Source organism: Streptomyces sp. NPDC087859 (genome assembly GCF_044742595.1).
GTDB lineage: Bacteria > Actinomycetota > Actinomycetes > Streptomycetales > Streptomycetaceae > Streptomyces > Streptomyces canus_F.
Genome location: NZ_JBIUUU010000036.1, coordinates 1 through 25,505 on the forward strand (window position 1 = coordinate 1; position 25,505 = coordinate 25,505).

The following is a 25,505-nucleotide window of genomic DNA, read 5'->3' on the forward strand; positions in this document are numbered from 1 at the left end:
CCCGTGGGTAACATAAACACCACGGGTGCGCCACCGCACGCGTGGGCCCCCACAACCACCTCCCCCGGCGGCCCCCCCCCCCCCCGGGGGGGGGGGGGGGGGGCCCCCCCCCCCGGGGCCCCCCCCCACGACATACGCCGCCGGGTCGCGGTCGCCCGACGCCATGAGTGCCGTGCGGACCACGGCCGCCTGCTGTTCCGACGCCTCGCGGAGCTTCTTCGGGGTGATGTGGACGACCGTGATGCCGAGGCGCTCCAGGTGTTCGCGCTTGCGGGCGTACTCGGACCACAGGGCGTCCTCGTCCTGGCGGGGGGCCCGGGTGTCCAGTTCCACGGCCACCGCCTGCTCCGGCCAGTACGCGTCCAGGCCGCCCAGGTGGGGGCCGCCGGGGAGGCGGAGGTCGACGTTCCACACCGGGTCCGGCAGGCCGTGCTCGCGGACCATGCGGTACAGGCGGTCCTCCGCGATCGACCGGCCTTCCGCGAGCAGGGAGTCCACCGCGTCCACCACGTGCGGGCGGTTCAGCAGCTTCGCGTTGTTCAACTCACGGACCACCGCGGCCGGTTCGCAGTGGCCGCCCCGGACCGCCTCGGTGAGCAGCCGGCGTACCACTCCCGCGTCCGACAGTTCCGCCACCGCGTCGGCCAGGGCGCGGGGCACCGGGGCCACCGGGAGCCCCGTGACCTGCTGCGCGGCCGGCATGGACGTCGTACGGACGATGCGGGCGCAGCCCGTCGAGCGCAGCCGGCGCAGACGCGGGACCAGGACGTCCAGCTTGTCCTGCGACATCAGCGGGGGCGCCGACGTGAAGCCGTGCAGCGTCAGGGCCGCCAGGCCGGTGAGCATCGCCTCCGCGTACGTCGGGGCGTGCGGCTGCTCGGCTCCGGGCTGGGCCGGGACCCCCGCCGGGCGCTCCTTCGCCGTGTACATCAGGACCGCGTGCAGGCGCTCCTCGCTGGTCGGCGGGCCCGGGTGGAGCAGGATCACGCCCGGCAGGAGCTGCTGCCAGGGGCCGCCGGGGCGGCACTGCTCGTTCGCCTCCGAGGAGGAGACGCCGTGCGACCTCAACTGCGCGGCCGTCATCACCCGGCGGTGCACCTCCGAGAGGTGGCGGACCGGGCGGGGGGAGAGCGGGGGGACCGGGGTGTTGTGGTTCATGCAGCGGAGATTCCCGCCGTTGATCTGATTCCTAACCCCTGTTACGTGCCTGTCGACGAATGCGGACAAGGCGGTACTAAAGGACGGGTGTTCGGATGCCGAGTAGGCGGCGAAAACCCCTGGTCCGAATGGGGTGGACCAGGGGTTACGGCCGCTATTGCCTGAATTTCGTAACGGCTACCAAGAGCCCAAGCTCAGGGCAGAGATCGGTGGAGATCGGCGGCGGCCGGCGGTTCAGCCCGCCGTCGCGTCGCACTCCTGTCCACGCAACGCCCTTGCCAGGTCGTCCCGCGCCTCCAGCACCAGACGGCGAAGGGCCGGCGCGGCGTCCTCGTGCGCCGCCAGCCACCCGTCCGTCGCCTCCACCGTCGCCCGCGACTGCTGGAGCGAGGGGAACAGGCCGCCGACCACGTCCATGCCGATCTGGATCGAGCGGTCCGTCCACACCCGCTCGATCACCTCGAAGTACTTCGCCGCGTACGGCGCCAGCAACTCCCGCTGCGAGGACTGGTTCCAGCCCGAGATCGTCGCCCCGACCAGCGCGTTCGAGAGAGCGTCGGACTCCACCACCTGCGCCCACGCCTGCGCCTTCACCGCCGCCGACGGACGGGCCGCCAGACAGCGGACCTGGTGGCGCTTGCCCGACGCGGTGTCGTCGCGGGCCAGTTCGGCCGCGAGCGCCGACTCGTCCGCCACCCCGTGCGCGGCCAGCGGCTCCAGGAACGCCCAGCGCAGCTCCTGGTCCACCTCCAGACCGTCGATCCTCGCCGTTCCCTCCAGCAGACCCTGAAGCAGCTGGAGATCGGCCGCACCCGACGCCACCGTCGCGAAGAACCGCGCCCACGCCAGCTGGTGCTCGCTGCCCGGCTCCGCCAGCCGCAGCTCCTTCAGCGCGCCCTCGGCCAGCAGCCGCTCGCCGGTCGGAGCCCACTCCGGGGTCACGTAGTTGACCAGCGAGGAGTTCGCCCACGCGTGCAGCATCTGCAGCACGCCGATGTCCGACTCCCGGCCCGCGAACCGCAGCACCAGGTCCACGAAGTCCCGGGCGGGCAGCAGCGCGTCCCGCGTCATGTTCCACAGCGCCGACCAGCACAGGGCGCGGGCGAGAGGATCGGTGAGGTCCCCCAGATGCCCCTTGAGGGTCTCCAGGGAGCCCGTGTCGAACCGCGTCTTGCAGTACGTCAGGTCGTCGTCGTTGACCAGGACGAGCTCCGGCGCCGGCGCACCCGCCAGCTCCGGCACGACCGTCCGCGGCCCCTCGACGTCCACCTCCACGCGCGCGTACCGCTCGACCGACCCGTCCGCGCCCTTGCGGTACAGGCCCACCGCCACCCGGTGCGGCCGCAGTTCGGGGTGGGACTCGGCGGCCTCCTGGATCACGGCGAGTTCGTCCACCCGGCCCTCGGGGTTCAACAGCACCTGCGGGGTCAGGGAGTTCACCCCGGCCGTCTGGAGCCACGACCGCGACCAGGCCGCCATGTCCCGGCCGCTGGTCTCCTCCAGCACCGACAGCAGGTCACCGAGGCGGGTGTTGCCGTACGCGTGCCGCTTGAAGTAGCGCCGCGCGCCCTCGAGGAACGCGTCCTGCCCGACGTACGCCACGAGCTGCTTCAGCACGGAGGCGCCCTTGGCGTACGTGATGCCGTCGAAGTTGAGCTTGGCGTCCTGGAGGTCGCGGATGTCCGCCGTGATCGGATGCGTCGACGGCAGCTGGTCGGCGCGGTACGCCCAGGCCTTGCGGCGGTTGGCGAAGGTGATCCAGGCGTTCTCGAAGCGGGTCGCGCCGACGTTGGCGAACGTGCCCATGAAGTCCGCGAAGGACTCCTTCAGCCACAGGTCGTCCCACCACACCATGGTGACGAGGTCGCCGAACCACATGTGGGCCATCTCGTGCAGGATGACGTTGGCCCGCGCCTCGTAGGACGCCTGCGTCACCTTGCCACGGAAGATGTACTCCTCGCGGAAGGTCACCAGGCCCGGGTTCTCCATCGCGCCCAGGTTGTACTCGGGCACGAACGCCTGGTCGTACTTCCCGAAGGGGTACGGGTAGTCGAAGTGCTCGTGGAAGAAGTCCAGGCCCTGCTTGGTGATCAGGAAGACGTCGTCGGCGTCGAAGTGCTTCGCCAGGCCCTTGCGGCACAGGGCGCCGAGGGGGATCTCCAGCGTCGTACCGTCGCCCAGATCGCGGGAGTAGGAGTCCGTCACGTAGTGGTACGGGCCCGCCACGACACAGGTGATGTACGTCGAGATCGGCTTCGTCTCCGCGAAGCGCCACACGCCCTCGGACCGTTCCCCGACGCCGTTGCTCCACACCGTCCAGGCCTCCGGCGCCCGCACCTCGAAGCGGAACGGGGCCTTGAGGTCCGGCTGCTCGAAGTTGGCGAAGACGCGGCGGGAGTCGGCCGGCTCGTACTGCGTGTAGAGGTAGACCTCGCCGTCCTCGGGGTCGACGAAGCGGTGCAGGCCCTCGCCGGTGCGGGAGTAGGCGCACTGGGCGTCCACGACCAGCTCGTTGTCGGCGGCCAGGTCCTCCAGGAGGATCCGGGAGCCGTCGAAGACCTCGCTCGGGTCCAGATCCTTGCCGTTGAGTGAGACGGCCGTCACACTCGGCGCGATCAGATCCGCGAAGCTGGACGCGCCGGGCTCGCCGCACCGGAAGCGGATCGTGGTCACGGACCGGAAGGTGCGCGGCGCCTCGTCCCCGCCGCCCACGGCGGAGCGGACGTCGAGGGACACGTCGTACCCGTCGACGGACAGCAGGGCGGCCCGCTCCCGGGCCTCGTCGCGGGACAGATTCTCACCGGGCACGGGCGGCACTCCCTCGGGGGGTGTTCGGTATGTGGACAGCACCGATCCTGCCATGTGCCCCTGACGCGCGGCAGCAGGGAATGAGGGGCGGGAGCGGGGAATGGCGCGGGGTGCGGTCGGTGTTCCCTCTTTCAATCGAACACTTTCCTTAGGAGACGCATGTCCGAGACCGGCTCCACCAAGACGCCCGTCGACTTCTGGTTCGACCCGCTGTGCCCCTGGGCCTGGATGACCTCCCGCTGGGTCCTCGAAGTGGAGAAGGTCCGGGACATCGAGGTGCGCTGGCACATCATGAGCCTGGCCGTCCTCAACGAGCCGAAGATCGACGAGCTGCCCGAGGAGTACCGCGAGCTGCTGGAGACCAAGGCCTGGCAGCCGATCCGGGTGGTCACCGCGGCCTGGCAGAAGCACGGCTCCGACATTCTCGGCCCGCTCTACACCGCACTCGGCACCCGTATCCACAACGAAGGCCAGGGCCCGACGCGCGAGGCCGTCGAAGGCGCTCTGGCGGACGTCGGCCTGCCCGCCGACCTGATCGAGTACTTCGACCAGAAGGACTTCGAGTTCGACGCCGAGCTGCGCGCCTCCCACAAGGAGGGCATCGAGAAGGTCGGCCAGGAGGTCGGCACCCCGGTCATCGCCGTCCCGGGCCCCGACGGCGAGCAGATCGCCTTCTTCGGCCCGGTCGTCACCCCGGCCCCCAAGGGCGACGACGCGGCAAGGCTCTGGGACGGCACGCTCGCGGTCGCGTCGGTGCCGGGCTTCTACGAGATCAAGCGCACCCGCACCAAGGGCCCGGACTTCAGCAACCTGTGACCGGCGCGGTCAGCCGAAACTCGCGGGAAGACTGAAGCCCTTCGACTGGTTCCAGCGCGGCTGGACCCACAGGCACTGCCCCGCCGCGGTGCCGCCCTGACACCTGAAGTACCCGGGGGCCTCCTTCTTCCCGCGCAGTGACTCGATGTACGTCTCCTCCGCCTTGTTGACCTTGCGGAACGCATACGCCCTGCCCTTGGGGCATGTGGGGCAGTGGATGTAGTCGGACATACGGACCTCCCCCTGGTCGGAAGGGGAGCGTAGGCCCGCCGCCCCGGGTGACGTGAGCCCGGAATCCGTCAGTTCTCGGCGGCCTTCTCCTCGCGGAACTTGTCGGGGAGGCGGCCGCCGTCGTTCTTGTTGAGGTGGCGGTAGTACGAGAGACAGCCCTCGGCGGTGCAGCGCCACAGGTTGTCCACCCGGTACCCGGCGCCCTTGTCCTCGCGCACCGCCGTCTTCTCCGCCTCGGTGAGAAGCCGGAAGTCCTCCATGGTCCCGCAGGTCGGGCAGGCCAGCTTGCGCGTCCCCATCAGCCCCTCCTCGCGATCACCGCCAGATCCGGGAAGTCCGTCACCACCGCGTCGACTCCCAGCCCGTAGTACAGCGCGTATTCGGCGAACGCGTCCCCGAAATCGTTCGCTCCGCTTCCGCGCCGGAAGGCCGCGGGCAGGAACTGGTTCTCCGCGCGGAAGGTGTACGGCCCCACTCTCAGCCCCGCCGCGTGCGCGTCCGCCAGCAGGGTCGACGCGGCGACCGACGACTTGTCCGGCCCGATCCACGCCGCATACCGCGCGATCCGCGCCAGCCCCGCCGGGGTCATCATGTCCGCGTACGTCGTCGGATCACCCGCCGAGGCCAGGTCGTACGGCCCTCCCGTCGTCCCCAGCGCCTGCCACAGCGGCACGCCGAGCCCCGTCATCCGCCGCAGGCTCGTCGGCTCGAACGACTGCACGACGCACTCGCGCGGCCCGAGGCGGTTGCGGCGGATCAGGGCGGTCAGCCGCGGCTCCAGCTCCAGGCCGATCGAGCGGAAGTACGTCGGGTGCTTGGTCTCGGGGAAGACGGCGATCGTGCGGCCCGACGACCGCGACAGCCTCCGCGCCAGATCCACCACCTCCTGGAAGGTGAGGATCCGCTCCCGGCCGTCGAAGACCGTGTTGCGGTTGCGGACCAGCGGCAGACGTTCCACCGCCCACAGCGTCTTCAGCTCCGCCAGCGTGAAGTCCTCGGTGAACCAGCCGGTCACCGACCGCCCGTCCACCGTCTTCGTCGTACGACGGTCCCCGAACTCCGGGTGCGACGCCACGTCCGTCGTCTGCGAGATCTCGTTCTCGTGCCGGACCACCAGCACGTGGTCCTTCGTCGGCACCAGGTCCGGTTCGATCCAGTCGGCGCCGACCTGGACGGCGTACGTGTAGGAGGCGGCGGTGTGTTCCGGGCGCCAGCCGGCGGCTCCCCGGTGTCCGATCACCAGGGGCCGCCCCCTTCCGGGATCCGCCGCGTGGGCGGGCACGGCCGCGGTCACCGGGGTGGCCGCGGCCGCGAGCAGGACGGATCGACGTCTTATGTCAGTCATGCGACTCCCCATTCCCGTACGGCGATTCAGTCGCGCGCCCGGTCGCGGGCCGCCGTCAGCCGCGCCAGATGCTCCTCGTGCCCCTTCGCGTAGTACGCCACCCGCTCGGCGTCCGGCTCCACCACCGACGTCGGCCGCGTCCACGCCTCGGCGTCCAGCTCCACCCCGTACCGCTCGGCCGCCGCGAGCACCGCGCCCCGCGCCCCCACCTCGCCCTCGACGACCCGCAGCGGACGGCCGAGCACGTCGGACAGCAGCCGCATCCAGGCGGGGCTGCGGGTGCCGCCGCCGCACACGGCGAGGGAACCGGTCAGGCCCGCCGCCTCCAGGCAGTGCCGGGCCGCGTACCCGATGCCCTCGCAGGTGGCCCGGACCAGGTCGGCCCGTGTCGACTCCAGGGAGACGCCGGTGAGTTCGGCGCGCAGCCGGGGTTCGACGAAGGGCGCGCGCTCGCCCGAAGGAGCGAAGTACGGCAGGACACGGACCCCGTTCGCGCCCGGCGGGGTCTTCGCGAGCAGGCCGTCGACCTCCTCGTGCCGGACGCCCGTCGTCGACAGCACCCAGTCCAGGGCCGCCGTGCCGACCATCGCCGGCATGGCGCGCAGCCAGTGGCCCGGGCGATCGGTGCAGATGTACAGGCCGGCCGGCTCACCGGTCAGGTCCACGTCGCCGGTGGCGACGAGGCTGGCCAGACAGGTGCCGACGATCAGCAGACCGTCGCCGGGCGCGGTCACGCCGGCGCCCAGTGCGCAGGCGGGCAGGTCGTAGGGGCCGTCGGCGACACGGGTGCCGGCCGGCAGGCCCTCGCCGCGCGCCTCGGCCGTGGCGACCGGGTCGCTGACCGGGGCCAGCAGACCGCGCCGGTGGGTCAGGCCCAGCAGCTCGACGACCCGGTTGTCGTAGGTGCGCGAGCGCGGGTCCAGGAACGGCATCGACGCGTCCGACACGTCCGTCGTCGCCCGGGCGGCCCCCGTCAGCCGCTGGAACACCATGTCCTTGCAGTAGACGGCCGCCGACGCCGCGTCCAGCGACTTCGGGTCGTGACTGTCCAGCCAGGCCAGCAGCGGCCCCGGACAGCCCGGGAACATGGCACTGCCCGTCCGCCGGAACACCGTCTCGAACGTGCCGTCCGCCAGCCACCGGTCGACCAGCTCGTGCGCCCGGCCGTCCATCCAGGACGCCGCCGAACGCACCGGACGGCCCTGCGCGTCGACCAGCCACACCCCGTCGCCCTGCCCCGTGAGCCCGGCCAGCTCCACGGGCCCGGGCACGCGCGAGGTCACCTCCTCCAGGACGGCGACGACCGCCCCGTACACCTCGTCCATGTCCTGCTCGACGAAACCGCCGTGCAGGGCGAGGCCCACCGGGCGGGCGGCGACGGCCAGTTCACGCCCCGAGCCGTCGAAGGCGGCGGCCTTGACCGTGGACGTGCCCACATCGATCCCCACGTACATGAGCGCCTCCTCGTGCCTCAGGTCAGACAGTGCGCCGGGGGTTCCCCGCGCAGCCAGCGGCCCACTTCCTCCGCCGCGATCCGTGCCGCCTTCTCCGCCACCGCGCGCGACGCCCCGCCCAGATGCGGGGTCATCACCACCCGTTCCGCCAGCCCCAGCAGCCGTGAGTCCGCCGGCACCGGCTCCCTCGCGTACGTGTCCAGCGCCGCCGCCGACAGCCGCCCGCTCTCCAGGGCGTCGCACAGCGCCTCCTCGTCCAGGAGGGGGCCGCGGGCCGCGTTGACCACGACCGCGCCCGGCGGGAGCAGCGCCAGTTCACGGGCGCCGATCAGGCCCCGGGTCTCCTCGGTCAGACGGGCGTGCAGGGTGATCACGCGGGACCTGCGCAGGAGTTCGTCGAGGGACGGCACCCGCAGACCGTGGATCTCGCCGCGGACGTAGGGGTCGTGGACCATGACCTGCGCGCCGAAGGCGCAGAGCACCCGGGCGACCCGGCTGCCCACCGCGCCGTAGCCGACGAGCCCGACCGGGAGGTCCTCCAGCTCCAGCCCGCTGTTCTCGTAGGTGTAGTACGCCGCCCCCTCCCAACTTCCCTGCCCGGCGAGGAGGTGGTGGGCCTGGGGGATACGGCGGAGAGCGGCCAGCAGCAGGCCCACGGTGAACTCGGCGGTGGCGGCGGCGTTGCGCCCGGGGGTGAAGCAGACACGGACGTCGTGCGCCTTGGCCGCCTCCAGGTTGACGTTGACCGGACCGCCCCGGCAGACGACCACCAGGCGCAGTGAGGGTGAGGCGGCCAGGACCCGTTCGGTGACCGGGCCCATCTGTGTGACCAGCACCTCCGCACCGGACAGCGCCCCGATCAGCTCCTCCTCGGCGTCGCTCGCCTCCATGACCTCCGCGACCGGCCCGAACGGCTCCAGGGGCCAGCCGAGCGTCAACTCACTTATCTCCACGGACTGTTCGCCGACCTCGTCGGCCACCGCGCGGGCGATCAGGCCCGGCAGGACGAAGTGGTCGCCGGCTGCCGTGATCCGCAGGATCTCGCTCATCGCAGGGTGTCTCCCGTCTCGGCGTCGAAGACATGGGTGAGGTCCGGGTCGGCGGTCACACGGACGTCGTCGCCGTGGGCCAGCCGCACCTCCGGGTCGGTGAGGACGACCAACTCGACGCCCTGAAGGGCCAGCGTGGCGATGCCCGACTCCAGCAGGGGCTCGTGCGCCACGACCCGCGCGGGCAGGCCCTCGCCCCCGGACAGCCGCAGATCCTCCGGGCGGATCCCGACCACCACCTCCCGGCCCGCCGCCACCGGCACCGGGAGCGCGAGCCGCACCGACTCCGAGAGACGGGCCCGGCCGTCGTCGGTCGCGACGCCCTTCAGCAGGTTGATCGCGGGTTCGCCGACGAAGTCGGCCACGAAGACATTGGCGGGGCTGTCGTAGATCTCGTACGGCGTGCCCAGCTGCTGGATCACCCCGTCCCTCATCACGGCGATCCGGTCGGCGAGGGAGAGGGCCTCCTCCTGGTCATGGGTGACGAGGATGGTCGTATGGCCCAGATCCCGCTGGATGCGCTTGAGTTCACGGCGCGTGGTGTCGCGCTGGGCCGCGTCCAGATGGGAGAGCGGCTCGTCCAGGAGCAGCACGTCCGGTTCGCGGATCAGGGCGCGGGCGAGGGACACGCGCTGCTTCTGACCGCTGGACAGGCCCGCCGGGCGGGCGTCGAGGAGGTCGGTCAGGCCGACCCGTTCGGCGATGTCCGCCACCTTCCGGGAGACGTCCCCGCGGGCGGCGCGGCGCCGCGCCCTCAGCCCGAACGCCAGGTTCTCCGCCACCGTCAGCGGCGGATACAGCGCGTAGTTCTCGAAGGCGACGCCCATGTTGCGGGCCTGCGCGGGGCTCTGGATCACCGACCGCCCGTCCACCAGGATGTCCCCGCCGGTGACCGTCTCCAGACCGGCGATCATCCGCAGCGTGGTGGACTTGCCGCACCCGGACGGGCCCAGCAGCCCGAGCAACTCCCCCGATCGCAGGGCGAGATCGAGGCCCCGTACGGCGTCCACGGCCGGGCGTCCCCGTGCACGGTACGTCTTGCGCAGCTCACGTAACTCCAGCTGGGTCATCGCCGCCCCTCGTCGCGTTCGTCGCGTTCGTGGCACAGACCTCGTACCGGACCTTGTGCTCGTCCAGGTCCCGCAGCGCGTCCGCCGGCGCCCCGTCGTCGACCAGCACCAGGTCGAAGCGGGACAGGGGGGCGACGCGGTGCAGGGCGGTCCGGGAGAGCTTGGTGTGGTCGATCAGCAGGACGTTGCGGGCGGCCGAGTCGAGCATCGCCCGTTTCACCGACACGATGTGCTGCTCCTGGTGGTAGGCGTATCCGCCGTGCACGGCCGACGTGGACGCGAAGCAGACGTCCACGCGCAGCGACTGGACCGCCTCGACGCAGGAGACGCCGAGGAAGGAGGAGTGCAGGGGGTCGTAGTCGCCGCCGAGGGCCATCAGATGGATGCCGCGCTGGTCGGACAGGAGGTTGAGCGCCTCCAGGAAGTTGGTGACGACCGTCAGCGGGGTGATCTCGCCCAGGCGGAGTCCGCGGGCTATCTCCAGGGTGGAGGTGGAGTCGTCCAGCATGATCGCCATGCCGGGTTCGATCAGCTTGAGCGCGTGGTCGGCGACGGCGGCCTTCTCCGCCCGCATGGTCTTCAGGCGGTACTGCACGTTGGACTCGAAGACCCCGGACGGCTGAGCGGTCACGCCGCCCCTGAACTTCCTGACGATCCCCTGCCGTTCGAGCTCGTCGAGGTCCCGGTGGATCGTCATCAGGCTCACCCCGAACCGCTCGGCGAGCTCGGCCGCGGTCGCCGAGCCGTCGGCGAGGACCTGCTCCGCCATGGCGGACTGGCGGGCCGCGGGACCCTGCTGTGCGCTGTTGCTCATCGTTTCCCGATCCGTCGTCCTGGGCGCTCCGGCCGGTCGGCCTCGAACAGCAGCAGGTTCTCAGGCCGGACCGTCAGCCGTACCGGATCGTCGGGACGCAGCCCGGTGGTGTCGGCCCGGGGCGCCACCAAGGACACGTGCTGCTCGCCGAGGCGGACGGTGACCTCGACGGCCCGGCCGAGGACCTCGGTTACGTAGACGGTGCCGGTGAGTTCGAGGCCCTGGCCGTTCAGGGCGATGTCCCTGGGGCGGACCCCGACGAGGACGTCCGTCCCCGGCGCGGCCTTCACCGACAGCGGCAGCTCGACCTTCCCGTCCGCCGACCGGAAACCCCCGTCCTCGGTCACGGTCCCCGGCAGCAGATTGATCCGCGGCCGCCCGAACGCCCGCGCCACCTCCGTGTCGTGGGGCCGGTACCAGATCTCCTCCCGCGTCCCCGTCTGCACGATCCGCCCCTCACGGATGACCCCGATCCGGTCGCCGAGCGCCAGTGCCTCCACGGAGTCGTGGGTGACGTACAGGGTCGTCGTGCGCCGTACCGCCCCGATCGCCTTCAGCTCGGCCCGCATCTGCTGGCGGAGCTTGGCGTCGAGGTGGCTGAGTGGCTCATCCAACAGGAAGGCGCGTGCGGGCCGGACCAGCACACGGCCGAGGGCGACGCGCTGCCGCTGACCATTGGACAACTGACCGACTGGCCGATCCAATAAGCCACTGATCCCGAGGAGTTCGGCGATCGCGCCGATCCGCTCCCGGGCCTCGGTGGCAGGCAGCCGATAGCGCGGCGAGCGCAACGGCGAGGCCAGATTGTCGTACGCGGACCGGTGCGGATACAGGGCGTAGCTCTCGAAGCACATCGCGACGCCACGGTCGTACGGCTCGATGTCCCGCATGTCCCTGCCGTCGATCTCGACCGTCCCGGCGTCGGGGAGCTCCAGCCCCGCGACGGTCTTCAACGTCGTGGTCTTGCCGGCCCCCGAGGGACCGAGCAGACAGAAGAACTCGCCCTCTCGGACCTCCAGTTCGAGCCCGTCGAGGGCCGTGACCTTGCCGTACGTCTTGCTGACCCCCCGCAGCCCGATCACGACTTCACCGCCCCGAACGACAGCCCCCGCACCAGATACCGCTGGATGGTCAGGGCGAGCAGCAGCGGCGGTACGACGGAGACCAGGGCCGCCGCCGCCGTGAGGTTGTACTTGGGGCGGTCGCCGCCGAGGAAGGACAGCGCGCCGACGGTCACCGTCTGGGCCTCGTTGGAGGTGAGGATGAGCGGGAAGACGAAGTTGTTCCAGGCGAAGATGAAGGCGAGCAGCGACACGGCCGCCACTCCCGGCTTGACCAGGGGGAGGGCCACCTTGAAGAAGGCCTGTTTGCGGGTGTAGCCGTCCAGCAGGGCCGCCTGCTCCAGCTCCGGGGTCAGATCGGCGAAGTAGGACCGCATGATCCACACGATCAGCGGCAGGGTGACCAGCTGGAGCACCCAGATCATGCCGACGTACGTGTCGAACAGGCCGAGCTTCTGGTACAGCACGAACAGCGGGATGATCACGGTCAGTTCGGGTGCGAACCGGAACGACAGCAGGGTGAACATCAGGTTCTCCGAGCCCTTGAACCGCCATCGCGCCGACGCGTACGCCGCCGGCAGTCCGACCAGCAGCGACAGCAGCACCGCCCCCAGCGACACCACCAGGCTGTTGACGAAGAACCGCACGAAGGGGATGCCCTCGCTGTCGCCGAGGACCGTGCGGTAGCCGTCGAGGGTGGGGGAGAAGGAGAAGTAGGTGCTGAAGAGCTCGTTCGTGGGCTTCAGGGACAGGATCAGCATCCAGGCGATCGGGAAGAGCGCGAAGACGAAGTAGACGATGAGGGCGGCATCCGCCAGCCAGCCCGACAGGCGCTTGCGCAGGCTCATTCGGGGGCCACCTCCGCCGCCTTCCGCTGGATCTTCCCGAGATGGCGTACGAGCACCATCGCGGCCAGGTACACCACGGCCCACAGCACGATCGTGTAGCTGATCCCGAAGGAGTACCGCTGGAAGCGGATCGCCTCCAGGTACGCCCGGATCTGGAGGACGACGGTCGAGTCGCCCGGGCCGCCCTCGGTGAGGGCGTAGATGATGTCGAACACCTTCAGCGAGTCCATGAACCGGAAGATCACCGCGACCAGGACGTACGGCCACAGCATCGGCAGGGTGAGCCGGCGGAAGGTGTACCACCAGCTCGCCCCGTCGACGGCCGCCGCCTCGAAGGGGGAGGTCGGCAGCGACCGCAGTCCGGCGAGAGCGAGGATCGCGACGAACGGTGTGTAGACCCACACGTCCACGGCGATCGACGACAGCAGCGCCCCGCTCGGGGTGTCCGTCCACTGCACTCCGCCCAAGCCCACCGGCTTCAGCAGGTAGTTGACCACCCCCACCGACGGTTGCAGCATCAGCTTCCAGATGATCGCCGCGATCACGGGGGCGATCATCAGGGGCAGGATCAGGATCTTCTCCAGCACCCGGCCGACGATCGACGAGCGGTGCAGCAGCAGGGCGACGGCGACCCCGAGAAACGTCTCGGCGGCGGCCGCGCCGACCGCGTACAGCACCGTCACCCAGGCCGAGTTCCAGAAGGCGTCCTGGGTGAAGACGGTCTGGTAGTTCTCGAACCGCACCATGTCGGGCTGGGGTTTGCTCGCCGAGAAGTCGAAGAGCGTGTAGTACAGCCCGAGTCCGAAGGGATAGAGGATCCCGCAGGTCAACAGCAGGGCGGGGACGATCAGAACGTACGGGCGCAGGGCGAGCCGCATGGCTAGTCCACCTTGTCGGCGAGGTCGCCCGCCAGACCGTTGAGCACCGACTCGGCGTTCTTGCCGCCGTAGATCTCCTGGAGGGCCGCGGCCCAGCTGGTGGTGGCGTCGAAGAACTGCGCCTGCGGAGTGAACTGGATCTTCGTCTGGTCGACGACGGTCTCGAAGGTCTCGATGAAGCCGGGCAGGCTCTTCATCTTGTCCTGGTAAGCGGCGTCGTCGGCGACCGACTTCCGTACCGGGTCGATGTGGTTGTGGGTGATCGCGCTCCGGCGCAGGTGTTCCTTGCCGGTGGCCCACTGGAGGAAGAGCCAACTGGCGCTCTTCTTCTTGCTCTTGGCGTTCATGCCGAGCGACCAGATCCACATGTTGGTGGCGAGCGAGCCGTCGGGCCCCTTCGGCCCCGGGTGGAAGGCGATCTTCCCGGAGGCCGGGCTGGCGCCCTTCACCGCCTGGAAGTACGCGGCCGTGTCCGCGTCGAACAGCATCCCGGCCTTCTTCGCGCCGAGGTCGCTGGAGCACTGGTACCAGGTGTACGACGTCCAGGACGGCGGACCGCCCTGCTTGACCATGCCGGCCCAGTCCTCGGTGAACGCGATCGCCTCGGGGGTGTTCATGGCGGGCGTGAGCCTGTCACCGCTGACCGTGAAGTCGTGCAGGCCGTTGCGGGCGTACATGGTCATGAAGCCGGGATGGATGGTGGCCCAGCTGCGGGAGCCGCGGACGGCGATCCCGTACATGCCGTCGAACCCGGCGCCGGGTGCCTTGTCCTTGATGACCCCGGCGATCTCGCGTAACTCGTCGAAGGTCTCGGCCGGTCGGAGGCCGAGCTTCTTGAACACCTCGGTGTTGTAGGCGACGACGTTCGTCTCCCACCCCCACGGCAGCGCGTACTGCCCGCCCTGCCCGAGCGGGGCACCGGCCTTCAGCGACCACTGGTCGGCCTGGAGCAGGTTGGGGAAGAAGTCGGCCTGGTCCCATTCGGCGCCGGTGGCCGCGGAGTTGCGCATCCAGGGCCCGAGATCCTCCAGCCAGCCCGGTGGCCCGTACTGCCACACCATGTACGCGCCGAGCATGAAGACGTCGTAGGAGGCGCGTCCGCCGGCCAGGTCCACGGTGAGCTTGTCGAAGTAGTTGTCCTCGGGGAAGACGTCGTACTCGACCTTGATGCCGGTCCGCTCGGTGAAGGCCTTGAGGTCGGCGATGAGCGCGTCCGTGTAGGGGTGCTTGTTGAGCAGCGCCTTGACGGTCGTGCCCTGCTCGCGCTTCCAGTCGAAGGCGCCGGTGACGTCGTCCGCGGCCGAGCCGTCCCCCTTGTCGTCGTCCCCGCCGAATCCGGCACCGCAGGCGGACAGGACGGGGGCGGCTGCCAGGGCGGCGCCGAGCGCGAGGAAACGCCGGCGGTCGTGCGCGTGCGTGTCCATCCGTGACCTCCAGGTGGGGCTGGGTCCGGTGTGCTCTGCTCACACGTCGAGTCGACTCGATAACAGAGGGTGTAACGGCGGAAGAGGGCCGTCAATCCCTCGCGCACGGGTAAATCTCAGTGCAGAGTGAGAAGTTCACGGTGTGGGATGTGCGGGAGGCCGGGATGTCGCAGGAGGCATGGCTCGGGATCGACCTCGGTACGCAGAGCGTGCGGGTCCTGGTCGTCGGCGCCGACGGAGCGGTCCTGGGCAGCGGTACGGCCCCGCTGGACGGGCGGCGCGACGGGCCGCGGCACGAGCAGGATCCGGGGGAGTGGTGGACGGCGGTGTGCACGGCGTCCGGTGCGGCGCTCGGGGACGGCTCCCGGCGTATCGCGGGCCTCGCGGTGTGCGGCACCTCCGGGACCGTACTGCTGACGGACCCCGCCGGACGGCCCGTGACCCCCGCGCTGATGTACGACGACGGCCGGGCCTGGGCCGAGGCGGAGCGGCTGCGTTCGGCGGGCCTCGCGGTGCAGCACACCTGGGGGCTGCCGAAGGCGCTGTGGCTGGCCCGCACCCATGGACGGGGAACCGTCACCCACCAGCCCGACCTCATCACCGCCCGCCTGATCGGCCGGCCCGTCCCCACCGACTCCAGTCACGCCCTCAAGACGGCCTACGACGTCGCGGCCGACGTGTGGCCCGACGTCCCCGGCGCTCTCGGGCTGCCGGACGTCGTCCGCCCCGGCACCCTGCTCGGCGAGGTCTGCCCGGCCGCCGCGGAGGCCACCGGCATCCCCGCCGGCACCCCCGTGATCGCCGGCATGACCGACGGCTGCGCGGCCCAGATCGCGTCCGGCGCCCTGCGCGAGGGCTCCTGGAACTCCGTGCTCGGCACCACCCTCGTCCTCAAGGGCGCTTCCCCCGTCCCCGTCCACGATCCCACCGGCGTCGTCTACAACCACCGTGCACCGGACGGGAGTTGGCTGCCCGGCGGCGCCTCCAGCGTGGGCGCCGGGGTGCTCACGGCGGCGTTCGCGGGGGCGGATCCGGCGGCGATGGACGAGCGGGCCGCGGCGCACGAGCCGGCCGGCGCGATCGCCTACCCCCTCGTCTCCCCGGGCGAGCGCTTCCCCTTCCTCGCCCCGCAGGCCACCGCTCTGGTCCTCGGCGAACCCGCGGGCGACGCCGACCTCTGGGCGGCCCTCCTCCAGGGCGTCGCCTTCGCGGAACGCCTCTGCCTGGACTACCTCCACCACCTCGGCGCCCCCCTCGACGGCCCCCTCGCCTTCACCGGCGGCGGCGCCCGCAGCCCGTACTGGAACCAGCTCCGCGCCGACGTCCTGGGCCGCCCCGCCCGGATCCCGGAACAGACCGAACCGGCTCTGGGCATGGCGGTGCTGGCGGCCCACGGCGTCACCGGCGAGGCGCTGCCGGACATCGCCGAGGGCATGGTCCGCATCCGTACGGTCGTGGCACCGCGCCCCGGCCGTACGGCTCTGTTCGCGGAGCCGTACGCCAGGCTCGTGACCGAGCTGACCACCCGCGGCTGGCTGCCGGAACCCGTCGCGGCACACGCGTACAGCCGCCTCACCCCGGATACTGCGGACTCATGAGCACGATCCTGCTGCTGGCCCGCCATGGCCAGACCGTCTGGCACGCCGAGAACCGCTACGCGGGGGTGAGCGACGTGGCCCTCACCGACGAGGGCCGGGCGCAGGCCGCGGCGCTGGGACGGTGGGCCGCCGCGCACCCGGTCGACGCGATCTGGACGTCCCCGGTCTCCCGGGCCGTCATCACGGCACAGCCCGCCTGCGAGGCCCTCGCCCTCACCCCGTACCGCGAACCCGACCTGCGCGAATGCGACTTCGGGGTGGTGGAGGGCCGTACCCTCGCCGAGTTCGAGGCCGAGGACCCCGGGGCGGCGGAGGCCTTCCGCGCCGACCCGGTGGCGCACCCGTTCCCCGGCGCCGAGGACCCGGTCGCAGCCGCCGCACGGGGCGCGGCCGCCCTGCGCCGCATCGCGGCCGCCCACCCCTCCGGGCGTGTCCTGGTCGTCGCGCACAACACCCTGTTCCGTCTGGTGCTGTGCGAACTGCTGCACATCCCCCTGCGCGACTACCGGCGGGTGTTCCCTCGGCTACACAACGCGGCGGTCACCGAACTCCGTGTGACCAGCGACGATTCCTACGCACTTCTCTCCCTCAATGTGCCCTGTGAGCAGGGCGAGTCGTAGCACCATGGCCCCATGACGGAGATCGACACCTCGGTGCCCCACTCGGCCCGCATCTGGAACTACTGGCTGGGCGGCAAGGACAACTACCCCGTGGACGAGGCCGCCGGCGACGCCTACACCGCCGTCTTCCCCGGCATCGTCACCATCGCCCGCAGCAGCCGTGCCTTCCTCGGCCGCAGCATCCGGTACCTCGTGGAGGAGGCGGGCGTACGCCAGTTCCTGGACGTCGGCACCGGGCTCCCCACCGTCGACAACACCCATGAGGTCGCGCAGCGCGGCGCCCCCGAGTCGAAGATCGTCTACGTCGACAACGACCCGCTCGTCCTCGCCCACGCCCGCGCCCTGCTCACCTCGACGCCGGAGGGTGTGACGTCGTACGAGGACCTGAGCCTGTACGACCCCGAGCGCATCCTTCAGGCGGCGGCCAAGACCCTCGACCTCACCCGGCCGACGGCCCTGATCATGAGTGGCATCCTCGGCCACGTCGCCGACTACGACCAGGCCCGCGAGCTCGTCACCCGCCTCCTGGCCGGCCTCCCCTCGGGCAGTTACCTCTCGCTCAACGAAGGGTCACGGGGCACCGACCCGGACTACGAACACGCCCAGGACGCCTACAACGAGACCGGTGCCGTTCCGTACTTCCTGCGCCCGATCGAGCAGATCACCGGGTACTTCGAGGGTCTGGAGCTGGTGGACCCGGGCATCGTGTCCGTTCCCCTGTGGCGCCCGGACACGGACGCGACTCCCACGCCGATCGGCCAGCACGGCGGTGTGGGCCGCAAGCCCTGATCCCGAGGCGCACCAGGAAGCCCCCGCGAGTCACGTCCTCGCGGGGGCTTCCGTCATTCCGCCCGCCGGTGAAGGTTGAGAAGACGATCACGAGGCAGGACGACCCGTACGCGCCTCACGGCGCCAGGAGCAGCACATCCGCCCGGGACTTCGCGGCCTCGTGACGCCGGGCCACGTCCTGCCAGTTGACGACGGCCCACATCGCCTCGATGAAGTCGACCTTCTGGTTCTTGTACTGCAGATAGAAGGCGTGCTCCCAGGCGTCGAAGACGAGGATCGGCACCGAGCCCTGCCCGACGTTGCCCTGGTGGTCGTAGACCTGCTCGACGATCAGGCGACCGCTGAGCGGCTCGTAGGCCAGGACGCCCCAGCCCGAACCCTGGGTCGTGGCCGACGCCTTGGTCAGCTGGGCCTTGAAGTTCGCGAACGACCCGAACGACTCGGTGATGGCGTCCGCGAGCTCGCCCACCCCGTCCACGGCCAGCGGCTCACCGCCGCCGTCACCGGTCATGTTGTGCCAGTAGATCGAGTGCAGGATGTGCCCGGACAGATGGAAGGCCAGGTTTTTCTCCAGCCCGTTGATCGCCCCCCATGTCTCCTTGTCCCGCGCCTCCGCCAGCTGCTCCAGCGTGTCGTTCGCGCCCTTCACATACGCCGCGTGGTGCTTGTCGTGGTGCAGCTCGATGATCTCGGGGCTGATCACGGGGGCGAGCGCGGCGTAGTCGTAGGGCAGTTCGGGAAGCGTGTAGACGGGCATGAAGGGGTCCCCTCAAAAGCTTGTTGCAACTAGCTTGCAATAACAAGCTAACAGCAAAAAGCCCCCGGTGTGATCCACACGGGGGCTTTCGGCCGGTCGGGCCGGTCGTGCCGGTCAGGTCGCCTTGGCGCGCCTGCGCTGCCAGGCGTAACCGACCGCCGCCAGCACCACCGTCATCCCGCCCGTGAAGTACAGCTGCACCCGCGTGTCCGCCTCCCGGGCCATCAGCACGAAGATCGCCGCCATCCCCGCCATGGCGACCCACGTCAGCACCGGGAACGCCCACATCCGCACGGTCAGCCGCTCCGGTGCCGCGCGCTCCAGCTGCCTGCGCAGCCGCAGCTGGGAGACCGCGATGAAGCCCCAGACGACCAGGATCACCGCGCCGATCATGTTGAGGAGCCAGGAGAAGACGTCGTCCGGACGCCAGTAGCTGAGCAGCACGCAGACGAACCCGAAGACGCAGGAGACCAGGACCGCGACACGGGGGACCCCGGACGACACCCTGCCCAGCGCCTTCGGGCCCTGGCCGCGCGCGACCAGGGAGTAGGCGATGCGCGAGGAGCCGTAGATGTTGGCGTTCATCGCGGAGAGCAGCGCCACGAGGACGACCACGTTCATCAGCTCGCCGGCACCGGAGATACCGAGCGAGTCGAGCGCGGCGACGTACGGGCCCTTCTCGACGACCGCGGCCGAGTCCCACGGGACCAGCGTGACGATGACCGCCATCGAGCCGATGTAGAAGAGCGCGATGCGCCACATCGCCGTACGGACCGCGCTCGCCACACCCTTGACCGGGTTCTCGGACTCCGCCGCCGCGATGGTGACCGTCTCCAGACCCCCGTACGCGAAGACGGAGGCGAGGATGCCGATGACCAGCCCCTCGCTGCCGTTCGGCAGGAAGTCGGAGAGGTTCGACGCACCCGGCGAGTCCCTGCCCGGAAGCACGCCCGCGATCGCCAGGACGCCCAGCACCAGGAACAGACCGATCGCGCCCACCTTCAGCGCCGCGAACCAGAACTCGAACTCACCGAAGTTCTTCACCGCGGCGAGGTTGGCCGCGCAGAAGACCACCATGAAGAGGGCCACCCAGGCCCACTCCGGCGTCCCCGGCAGCCAGCCCGTCACGATCTTCGCGGCGCCGATGCCCTCCAGGCCCACGGCCGTGCAGAGCAGGATCCAGAAGGACCATCCGGCGGTGAAGCCGGCCCAGGGCCCGATCGCGCGCTCGGCGTGCGCGGAGAAGGAGCCCGAGGAGGGGTACGCGGCCGACATCTCGCCGAGCATCCGCATCACCAGCATCACGAGGAGGCCGGACAGGACGTAGGCGACGACGATCGAGGGACCGGCGGCGGCGATACCCGCGCCGGAACCCACGAACAGACCCGCGCCGATGACACCGCCGAGGGCGATCATCGACAGATGGCGCTGCTTGAGGCCGTGGGAGAGGGAGACGTCCGGCTCTTGTGGAGCCTCGACGGAGGTGGTGCTGGGCATGGGCGCGATTCGTCCAGTGCGTGAGAGGGCAAAAACGCCCACAGTCTGGGCAGCCTCCCCGGTCGGAAGGGGAGGCTGCCCAGTATCCGGACGCGTCCGGTACGGATCGTGACTACGCCGCCACGCTGGTGTAGTGCGACGCGTCGCCCTCCACCGAGTAGCTCTCCTTGCCCTCGACGCCGACGGGCACGTCACCGGCGACGGTCACCCGGTGCAGACGGCGCGCCTGCCGGTCGTAGTTGTCGACGGCGTAGTGCTGGGTGATGCGGTTGTCGAAGAGCACCAGCTGGTTCGGGGACCAGCGGTGGCGCAGGATGTGCTCCGGCCTGATCACGTACGACTGGAGCAGGTCGAGCAGCGTGCGGGACTCACCCACCGACAGGCCCACGATCCGCTGGGCGAACCCGCCGATGAACAGCCCGCGTTCGCCGGTCAGCGGGTGGACGCGGACCACGGGGTGGGCGGTGCGGTACTTGATCGAGGTGAACCGGGCGCGCTGGGCGGCCCGCTCCTCGTCGATCTCCTCCGTGGGCACCGCGTAGTCGTAGTCGTTGGTGTGCTCGGCCCACAGGGTGTCGGCCAGTTGCCGCAGCGGCTCCGGCAGGCTGCGGTAGGCGGCCGCCGAGCTGGCGATCAGGGTCTCGCCGCCGTACGGCGGGAGCGTGATGCTGCGCAGGGTGCTGGCCTGCGGCGGGTTGAGGACGAAGGTGACGTCCGTGTGCCAGTGGTTGGCGCTGCCCTGCTCGCTGTCGACGGGCAGTACGTTCGGGACGCCGTCGACGGCGGGCACGGTCGGGTGGGCGGTGGTGAGGTCGCCGAAGTGGCGGGCGAAGGCCTGCTGGCCCTCGTCGTCCAGGTTCACCTCGTCGAAGACGAGCGCCTTGTGGACGTTGAGCGCCTCGCGCAGAGCGGTGACCGTCTCCTCGTCGAGCGGCTTGGCGATGTCGACGCCGGCGATCCGGGCGCCGATGTGGGCGGTGACCTTGGTGATCTCGATGCTCATGGGATGTCCTCTCAGACCAGGGTGGCGGTGTACTGGTTGGCGGGGCGGGGGAGGCCGTAGCGCTCCCGCAGGGTCCGGCGCGGTCCGTACTCCTCGCGGAGCAGGCCGCGGGCGCGCAGGATCGGGACGACGTGGTCGACGAAGAGGTCGAGGCCGGACGGCAGTACGGCCGGCATGATGTTGAAGCCGTCGGCGGCACCGAGCGTGAACCACCGCTCGATCGCGTCGGCGACCTGCTCGGGCGTCCCCGCGAAGGTGAGGTGCCCGCGTCCGCCACCGAGCCGCCCGATGAGCTGCCGCACGGTGAGGGATTCCCGCCGGGCGAGCTCGACGATGAGGGTGTACCGGCTCTTGGCCCCTTCGACGGCATCCTCGGAGGGCAGATCGGCAGGCAGCCGCGCGTCCAACTCCAGTCGGCCGGGCTCCAGTTGCAGCAGCCGCTCCAGCCGGTCGAGACCGTGCGAGTACACGATGTGGTCCTCGAGGATCTGCTCGGCCGCCCGCGCCTCGGCCTCCGTGGACCCGATGACGGGCACGATCCCGGGCAGCACCTTGATGTGCTCGGGATCCCGGCCGGCCGCCGCGGTACGGGCCTTGAGGTCGGAGTAGAAGTCCTGCGCGTCCTTCAGGGTCTGCTGCGCGGTGAACACCGCCTCCGCGTACCGGGCCGCGAACCGCTTCCCGTCCTCGCTCGACCCCGCCTGCACGAGCAGCGGGTAACCCTGGGGCGAGCGCGGCACGTTCAGGGCGCCCTCGACACTGAAGTACGTCCCCTGGTGCCGGGGCGGATGGATCTTGCCGTCATCACCCCACACCCCGGCCGACTTGTCGCCGACGATCGCGTCGTCCTCCCAGCTGTCCCAGAGCTTGAGGGCGACGTCCAGGAACTCCGCGGCACGCGCGTACCGCTCGGCGTGGGCCGGCTCGGCGTCGAGCCCGAAGTTGCGGGCCGCCTCCGCCCCGGCGGTGGTGACGATGTTCCAGCCCGCCCGGCCACCGCTGATGATGTCCAGCGAGGCGAACTTACGGGCCAGGTTGTAGGGCGAGTTGTACGACGTGGACGCCGTGGCGATCAGCCCGATGTGCTCGGTGGCCGTCGCCAGCGCGGTGAGCAACGTGAGCGGCTCCAGAGCACCCGCGGGCCGCTGCGCGATGTTCCCCCACAACTGCGGACCATCGGCGAGAAACAGCGAGTCGAACGTGCCCCGCTCGGCACTCCTGGCGAGCCTGACGTAGTGATCCAGCTCGACATGGGCATACGGATCACTTTCCGGCAGCCTCCAGGAGGCTTCGTGGTGCCCGGTGTTCATGAGAAAGGCGTTGAGGTGGAGCTGGCGGGTCATACGAGGTCCTTTGCGTGTGGCGTTTCAACCCGTCCGGCGTTTGAGGACGAGGCCCTTCGGGCCGATCGGGGTCTGGGGCGGAGCCCCAGCGGGGTCGAAGGGGCAGCGCCCCTGGGGATGGGACGGGCAGGGGCGGCGGGGGCGAGGCTGCATCCATCAGCGGCTTCGCCGCGGGCCGCCGCTCACCCCACGTCCTCGGTCACCCCCAGCGCCGCGAGCAACCGCTCCCGGTACTCCCCGAGCAACGGATCCCGATACGACCGCGGATGAGGCCGCTCGATCGCCAGATCGACCCCGACCCGCCCCTCCTCCAGCACCAGCACCCGATCCGCCAGCACGATCGCCTCATCCACGTCATGCGTGACCAGCAGTACCGACGGCCGATGCCGCTCCCACAACTCCCGCAGCAGCGCGTGCATCTTGATCCGCGTCAGCGCGTCCAACGCCCCGAACGGCTCATCGGCCAGCAACAGCTCCGGCTCCCGCACCAACGACCGCGCGAGCGCCGCCCGCTGGGCCTCACCCCCGGACAACTCATTGGGCCAGGCCCGCTCCCGCCCCTTCAGCCCGACTTCCTCGAGAGCGGCCCGCCCCTTGTCCTCGCCGTCCGTCCCCAGCAGTACGTTGTCCAGGACCCGGCGCCACGGCAGCAGCCGCGAGTCCTGGAAGACCACCGACACCCGCTCGGGCGCGGCGAGTCGACCGCTCCCGACGACCTCGTGGTCGAGCCCCGCGATCGCCCGCAGCAGCGTGCTCTTGCCGGACCCGCTGTGCCCGAGCAGGGCGACGAACTGCCCGGCGGGAATGTCGAGGTCGATCCCGTCGAGGACGACCCGCCCGTCGAACGACCGGGTCAGCCCCCGGAGCCGGACGGCCGGCCGGGTCAGTTGCTCAGTGTGCGTCGCCATGACAGCACCCTCCGTTCGATGAAGCGGACCGTGCTGTCGGAGGCGAGTCCGAAGATGCCGTAGACGACGAGTCCGACGAGGATGACGTCCGACTGGCCGTAGTTCTGGGCCTGGAACATCATGTAGCCGAGTCCGCTGGTGGCGTTGATCTGCTCGAGGACGACGAGGCCGAGCCAGGAGCCGGTGACACCGAGCCGGAGTCCCACGAAGAATCCGGGCAGTGCGCCGGGGATGACGATCTGGCGTATGAACTGGTACCGGTTGAGTCCCTGCACCTCGGCGAGTTCGACGAACCGGCTGTCGATGCCGGACAGCGCGGCGTGGGTGTTCAGATAGATCGGGATGTAGACGACGATCGCGATGATGGCGATCTTGAAGGTCTCGCCGATGCCCAGCCAGAGGATGAACAGCGGGATCAGACCGAGGGTCGGGATCGCCCGGTTGAGGTTCACCGACCCGTCGATGAGCGCCTCCCCGACCCGGCTCAGCCCGGCCGCCAGCGCGAGGGCGACGCCAGCGACGAGACCGATCGCGAACCCGGAGGCCGCGCGCTGGAGCGAGGTGAGGATGTCGCCCCGCAGGGTGCCGTCCGTCCACAGATGTGCGCCGGTCTCCACCACCGTCCAGGGCGCCGGGATCGCGGCCGGGTCCAGCCGTCCCGCGGCGGAGGCGGCGGCCCACAGGGCGAGCAGGAGGGCGGGGCCGATGAGCCGGCTGGCCGGCAGGCGGCGGCCGGGGGAGAGGCCCCGCCGCTTCCGCCGTACCGCTTTCGAGGGTTCCGCGACGGCCGGTGCCGTCGGCGTCGCCGTCGTGGTCACAGCACTCATTTCCGGTACTCCTCTGATACGGACTTCGCGGCGATGCCCTCGAAGCGGTGGTCGAAGAGCGAGGACACGTCGAACTTCTTCACGAACCCGCCTTCCGCCAGCAGATCGGCGGTCTCCTGCTCCCAGCGGATCGCCTCGTCCCAACTCGGCGAGAACAGCGGCTTGTTGGCGAGAGCGCTGATGCTCTGCGCCTGTGCGAGGGTCAGGTTCTGCGTCTTGACGTAGAACTCCTCGTTCCAGATGTCGGGGTTCTCGTACGCCCAGACCTGACCCTTGGCCCAGAACGGGATGTAGGCGGCGACCGCGGCGGCCTTCGCCTCGTCGTTCAGCACGGCGGTCGGTGCCCACAGCAGGTTGAGCAGGTCGACGACGTCCGTCCTGACGACCCGGGCGCCCTTGGACCCGTACTGCGAGAGGTAGGCGGGCGACTGGGTGTTGCCCAGTGGGGCGATGTCCACCTGGCCGGACTGCAGGGCGGTGAGGAACTGGTTGCTGGTCAGCGGGACCAGCTTCACCTCGTCGTACTTCAGGCCGGCCTTCTTCAACGCCCGCAGCAGCACGACACCCTGGGCCTGGCCCTGCGAGAAGGCGAGTTTCTTCCCCCGGAAGTCCTCGACGGTGCGGATGTCGCTGCCGGGCTTGGTGGCGAAGACGTAATTCGGCTTCCGGGTGATGTTGATCGCGACGATCTTCGCGTCGAAGCCCTGGTAGTGCGCCTGGATCGGCGGAATTCCCGCATTGTTGGCGAGATCCAGGGACTCGGCGCGAAAGGCGTTGATGACATCGGGGCCGGCGGCGACATTCACCCAGCTCGACACCTTGAAAGGCAGCTCGCCCAACTTGGCGAGCTTGAACTGGAGTTGCTGGGTGTTCGAGAAGGAGGACACCTTCAGGCTGGTGCCGGCCGGGACCTTGGCGGCGAGCGGGGCGGTCGAGGCGCCCTTGCCGCCGGTGGCGGCGCTGGACTCGGCGCAGCCGCTGAGGCCCGCGACACCGGCCGCGGCGCCCACGAGTGAGGTCAGGAACAGTCGCCGGTCTATGCCGGACGTACGGGAAAAGGACATGGGAGGACTCCCTGAACTGGTGCATGAGAAAAGCGCGGAGAAATAAATTCACGCGGCAGAAATGAGCGCGTCACACGGGGCAACGTGTCAGCAACAGAAGGCGCGACAGTGCAGGTGAGGGCTCATGAACAAGATGCTCCCGG

The 25,505-nt window shown here is 70.5% G+C and carries 23 protein-coding genes and 1 pseudogene; 4 read left to right on the forward strand and 20 right to left on the reverse strand.

From position 1 onward, the window contains the following. Nucleotides 1-126 precede the first annotated feature (126 nt). Together ACIOHP_RS48580 and pepN are read right to left on the reverse strand one after the other, a co-directional pair. A pseudogene (locus ACIOHP_RS48580) lies at nucleotides 127-1,158 on the reverse strand (hypothetical protein); the annotation flags it as partial. Between the two features lie 234 nt (nucleotides 1,159-1,392). After that, nucleotides 1,393-3,966, reverse strand: a complete 2,574-nt coding sequence (gene pepN, locus ACIOHP_RS48585) for an aminopeptidase N (RefSeq protein ID WP_401898106.1) — start codon at nucleotides 3,964-3,966, stop codon at nucleotides 1,393-1,395. Nucleotides 3,967-4,125: 159 nt separating this feature from the next. Here pepN and ACIOHP_RS48590 point away from each other — a divergent pair, with 159 nt between their 5' ends. Further along, on the forward strand, nucleotides 4,126-4,782 hold the full coding sequence (locus ACIOHP_RS48590; RefSeq protein ID WP_361540912.1) for a DsbA family protein: 657 nt from the start codon (nucleotides 4,126-4,128) through the stop codon (nucleotides 4,780-4,782). 9 nt (nucleotides 4,783-4,791) lie between these two features. Here ACIOHP_RS48590 and ACIOHP_RS48595 read toward each other — a convergent pair whose 3' ends face one another. From ACIOHP_RS48595 to ACIOHP_RS48645, 11 genes are all read right to left on the reverse strand, one after another. Then, nucleotides 4,792-5,013 (reverse strand): hypothetical protein, encoded by a 222-nt coding sequence (locus ACIOHP_RS48595; protein WP_401898109.1) that lies wholly within the window; start codon nucleotides 5,011-5,013, stop codon nucleotides 4,792-4,794. 68 nt (nucleotides 5,014-5,081) lie between these two features. Further along, on the reverse strand, nucleotides 5,082-5,312 hold the full coding sequence (locus tag ACIOHP_RS48600; RefSeq protein WP_361540906.1) for a hypothetical protein: 231 nt from the start codon (nucleotides 5,310-5,312) through the stop codon (nucleotides 5,082-5,084). Then, the gene (locus ACIOHP_RS48605) at nucleotides 5,312-6,358 is read right to left on the reverse strand and encodes a glycerophosphodiester phosphodiesterase family protein (protein ID WP_401898112.1); all 1,047 of its coding nucleotides are present in this window, start codon (nucleotides 6,356-6,358) and stop codon (nucleotides 5,312-5,314) included. The genes ACIOHP_RS48600 and ACIOHP_RS48605 overlap by 1 nt, the downstream gene beginning before the upstream one ends. Before the next feature lie 26 nt (nucleotides 6,359-6,384). Further along, entirely contained in the window at nucleotides 6,385-7,812 is a 1,428-nt protein-coding gene (locus tag ACIOHP_RS48610; protein ID WP_401898113.1) for an FGGY family carbohydrate kinase, read from the reverse strand. A 17-nt stretch (nucleotides 7,813-7,829) separates the two neighbouring features. Beyond that, nucleotides 7,830-8,861: a 2-hydroxyacid dehydrogenase gene (locus ACIOHP_RS48615; protein ID WP_401898115.1), complete on the reverse strand. Its 1,032-nt coding sequence runs from the start codon at nucleotides 8,859-8,861 to the stop codon at nucleotides 7,830-7,832. After that, nucleotides 8,858-9,931, reverse strand: coding sequence for an ABC transporter ATP-binding protein (locus ACIOHP_RS48620; protein WP_401898116.1), 1,074 nt, complete (start codon nucleotides 9,929-9,931; stop codon nucleotides 8,858-8,860). The genes ACIOHP_RS48615 and ACIOHP_RS48620 overlap by 4 nt, the downstream gene beginning before the upstream one ends. Further along, nucleotides 9,909-10,745: a DeoR/GlpR family DNA-binding transcription regulator gene (locus tag ACIOHP_RS48625; RefSeq protein ID WP_361478410.1), complete on the reverse strand. Its 837-nt coding sequence runs from the start codon at nucleotides 10,743-10,745 to the stop codon at nucleotides 9,909-9,911. The genes ACIOHP_RS48620 and ACIOHP_RS48625 overlap by 23 nt, the downstream gene beginning before the upstream one ends. After that, the gene (locus tag ACIOHP_RS48630; RefSeq protein WP_401898118.1) at nucleotides 10,742-11,827 is read right to left on the reverse strand and encodes an ABC transporter ATP-binding protein; all 1,086 of its coding nucleotides are present in this window, start codon (nucleotides 11,825-11,827) and stop codon (nucleotides 10,742-10,744) included. The genes ACIOHP_RS48625 and ACIOHP_RS48630 overlap by 4 nt, the downstream gene beginning before the upstream one ends. Next, a complete protein-coding gene (locus tag ACIOHP_RS48635) occupies nucleotides 11,824-12,654 on the reverse strand; it encodes a carbohydrate ABC transporter permease (protein ID WP_401898119.1) in 831 nt (276 codons plus the stop codon). The genes ACIOHP_RS48630 and ACIOHP_RS48635 overlap by 4 nt, the downstream gene beginning before the upstream one ends. Beyond that, on the reverse strand, nucleotides 12,651-13,532 hold the full coding sequence (locus ACIOHP_RS48640; RefSeq protein WP_401898122.1) for a carbohydrate ABC transporter permease: 882 nt from the start codon (nucleotides 13,530-13,532) through the stop codon (nucleotides 12,651-12,653). Before ACIOHP_RS48640 ends, ACIOHP_RS48635 begins: the two co-directional genes overlap by 4 nt. 2 nt (nucleotides 13,533-13,534) lie before the next feature. Further along, nucleotides 13,535-14,956, reverse strand: coding sequence for an ABC transporter substrate-binding protein (locus ACIOHP_RS48645; protein ID WP_401898124.1), 1,422 nt, complete (start codon nucleotides 14,954-14,956; stop codon nucleotides 13,535-13,537). 164 nt (nucleotides 14,957-15,120) lie between these two features. Here ACIOHP_RS48645 and ACIOHP_RS48650 point away from each other — a divergent pair, with 164 nt between their 5' ends. The 3 genes from ACIOHP_RS48650 to ACIOHP_RS48660 are packed head-to-tail and all read left to right on the forward strand — an operon-like array spanning nucleotide 15,121 to nucleotide 17,963. Next, complete coding sequence (locus ACIOHP_RS48650) at nucleotides 15,121-16,554, forward strand: FGGY-family carbohydrate kinase (protein WP_401898188.1); 1,434 nt, start codon at nucleotides 15,121-15,123, stop codon at nucleotides 16,552-16,554. After that, nucleotides 16,551-17,174 carry a histidine phosphatase family protein gene (locus ACIOHP_RS48655; RefSeq protein ID WP_401898125.1) on the forward strand — a complete coding sequence of 208 codons (624 nt, stop codon included), beginning with the start codon at nucleotides 16,551-16,553 and terminating at the stop codon, nucleotides 17,172-17,174. Before ACIOHP_RS48650 ends, ACIOHP_RS48655 begins: the two co-directional genes overlap by 4 nt. A gap of 12 nt (nucleotides 17,175-17,186) precedes the next feature. Continuing rightward, nucleotides 17,187-17,963 carry an SAM-dependent methyltransferase gene (locus ACIOHP_RS48660; protein ID WP_401898127.1) on the forward strand — a complete coding sequence of 259 codons (777 nt, stop codon included), beginning with the start codon at nucleotides 17,187-17,189 and terminating at the stop codon, nucleotides 17,961-17,963. Nucleotides 17,964-18,078: 115 nt separating this feature from the next. Here the strand turns inward: ACIOHP_RS48660 and ACIOHP_RS48665 are convergent, their stop codons facing one another. From ACIOHP_RS48665 to ACIOHP_RS48695, 7 genes are all read right to left on the reverse strand, one after another. Beyond that, the gene (locus ACIOHP_RS48665; protein ID WP_401898130.1) at nucleotides 18,079-18,720 is read right to left on the reverse strand and encodes a superoxide dismutase; all 642 of its coding nucleotides are present in this window, start codon (nucleotides 18,718-18,720) and stop codon (nucleotides 18,079-18,081) included. A 114-nt stretch (nucleotides 18,721-18,834) separates the two neighbouring features. Continuing rightward, complete coding sequence (locus ACIOHP_RS48670) at nucleotides 18,835-20,217, reverse strand: amino acid permease (protein ID WP_401898132.1); 1,383 nt, start codon at nucleotides 20,215-20,217, stop codon at nucleotides 18,835-18,837. Between the two features lie 112 nt (nucleotides 20,218-20,329). After that, nucleotides 20,330-21,220 (reverse strand): TauD/TfdA dioxygenase family protein, encoded by an 891-nt coding sequence (locus tag ACIOHP_RS48675; RefSeq protein WP_401898134.1) that lies wholly within the window; start codon nucleotides 21,218-21,220, stop codon nucleotides 20,330-20,332. Between the two features lie 11 nt (nucleotides 21,221-21,231). After that, on the reverse strand, nucleotides 21,232-22,563 hold the full coding sequence (locus ACIOHP_RS48680; RefSeq protein ID WP_401898136.1) for an LLM class flavin-dependent oxidoreductase: 1,332 nt from the start codon (nucleotides 22,561-22,563) through the stop codon (nucleotides 21,232-21,234). 182 nt (nucleotides 22,564-22,745) lie between these two features. Continuing rightward, on the reverse strand, nucleotides 22,746-23,471 hold the full coding sequence (locus ACIOHP_RS48685) for an ABC transporter ATP-binding protein (RefSeq protein WP_361540860.1): 726 nt from the start codon (nucleotides 23,469-23,471) through the stop codon (nucleotides 22,746-22,748). Beyond that, entirely contained in the window at nucleotides 23,447-24,298 is an 852-nt protein-coding gene (locus ACIOHP_RS48690; RefSeq protein ID WP_401898138.1) for an ABC transporter permease, read from the reverse strand. The genes ACIOHP_RS48685 and ACIOHP_RS48690 overlap by 25 nt, the downstream gene beginning before the upstream one ends. Next, the gene (locus tag ACIOHP_RS48695; protein ID WP_361540854.1) at nucleotides 24,295-25,362 is read right to left on the reverse strand and encodes an ABC transporter substrate-binding protein; all 1,068 of its coding nucleotides are present in this window, start codon (nucleotides 25,360-25,362) and stop codon (nucleotides 24,295-24,297) included. Before ACIOHP_RS48695 ends, ACIOHP_RS48690 begins: the two co-directional genes overlap by 4 nt. Nucleotides 25,363-25,505 lie beyond the last annotated feature (143 nt).

Excerpts from the sequence above, each read along its gene's own strand:
- ACIOHP_RS48590 (WP_361540912.1), top strand. The coding sequence starts at position 4,126 with ATGTCCGAGACCGGCTCCACCAAGACGCCCGTCGACTTCTGGTTCGAC.
- ACIOHP_RS48595 (WP_401898109.1), bottom strand. The coding sequence starts at position 5,013 with ATGTCCGACTACATCCACTGCCCCACATGCCCCAAGGGCAGGGCGTAT.
- ACIOHP_RS48600 (WP_361540906.1), bottom strand. The coding sequence starts at position 5,312 with ATGGGGACGCGCAAGCTGGCCTGCCCGACCTGCGGGACCATGGAGGAC.
- ACIOHP_RS48605 (WP_401898112.1), bottom strand. The coding sequence starts at position 6,358 with ATGACTGACATAAGACGTCGATCCGTCCTGCTCGCGGCCGCGGCCACC.
- ACIOHP_RS48610 (WP_401898113.1), bottom strand. The coding sequence starts at position 7,812 with ATGTACGTGGGGATCGATGTGGGCACGTCCACGGTCAAGGCCGCCGCC.
- ACIOHP_RS48615 (WP_401898115.1), bottom strand. The coding sequence starts at position 8,861 with ATGAGCGAGATCCTGCGGATCACGGCAGCCGGCGACCACTTCGTCCTG.
- ACIOHP_RS48620 (WP_401898116.1), bottom strand. The coding sequence starts at position 9,931 with ATGACCCAGCTGGAGTTACGTGAGCTGCGCAAGACGTACCGTGCACGG.
- ACIOHP_RS48625 (WP_361478410.1), bottom strand. The coding sequence starts at position 10,745 with ATGAGCAACAGCGCACAGCAGGGTCCCGCGGCCCGCCAGTCCGCCATG.
- ACIOHP_RS48635 (WP_401898119.1), bottom strand. The coding sequence starts at position 12,654 with ATGAGCCTGCGCAAGCGCCTGTCGGGCTGGCTGGCGGATGCCGCCCTC.
- ACIOHP_RS48640 (WP_401898122.1), bottom strand. The coding sequence starts at position 13,532 with ATGCGGCTCGCCCTGCGCCCGTACGTTCTGATCGTCCCCGCCCTGCTG.
- ACIOHP_RS48645 (WP_401898124.1), bottom strand. The coding sequence starts at position 14,956 with ATGGACACGCACGCGCACGACCGCCGGCGTTTCCTCGCGCTCGGCGCC.
- ACIOHP_RS48650 (WP_401898188.1), top strand. The coding sequence starts at position 15,121 with ATGTCGCAGGAGGCATGGCTCGGGATCGACCTCGGTACGCAGAGCGTG.
- ACIOHP_RS48655 (WP_401898125.1), top strand. The coding sequence starts at position 16,551 with ATGAGCACGATCCTGCTGCTGGCCCGCCATGGCCAGACCGTCTGGCAC.
- ACIOHP_RS48660 (WP_401898127.1), top strand. The coding sequence starts at position 17,187 with ATGACGGAGATCGACACCTCGGTGCCCCACTCGGCCCGCATCTGGAAC.
- ACIOHP_RS48665 (WP_401898130.1), bottom strand. The coding sequence starts at position 18,720 with ATGCCCGTCTACACGCTTCCCGAACTGCCCTACGACTACGCCGCGCTC.
- ACIOHP_RS48670 (WP_401898132.1), bottom strand. The coding sequence starts at position 20,217 with ATGCCCAGCACCACCTCCGTCGAGGCTCCACAAGAGCCGGACGTCTCC.
- ACIOHP_RS48675 (WP_401898134.1), bottom strand. The coding sequence starts at position 21,220 with ATGAGCATCGAGATCACCAAGGTCACCGCCCACATCGGCGCCCGGATC.
- ACIOHP_RS48680 (WP_401898136.1), bottom strand. The coding sequence starts at position 22,563 with ATGACCCGCCAGCTCCACCTCAACGCCTTTCTCATGAACACCGGGCAC.
- ACIOHP_RS48685 (WP_361540860.1), bottom strand. The coding sequence starts at position 23,471 with ATGGCGACGCACACTGAGCAACTGACCCGGCCGGCCGTCCGGCTCCGG.
- ACIOHP_RS48690 (WP_401898138.1), bottom strand. The coding sequence starts at position 24,298 with ATGAGTGCTGTGACCACGACGGCGACGCCGACGGCACCGGCCGTCGCG.
- ACIOHP_RS48695 (WP_361540854.1), bottom strand. The coding sequence starts at position 25,362 with ATGTCCTTTTCCCGTACGTCCGGCATAGACCGGCGACTGTTCCTGACC.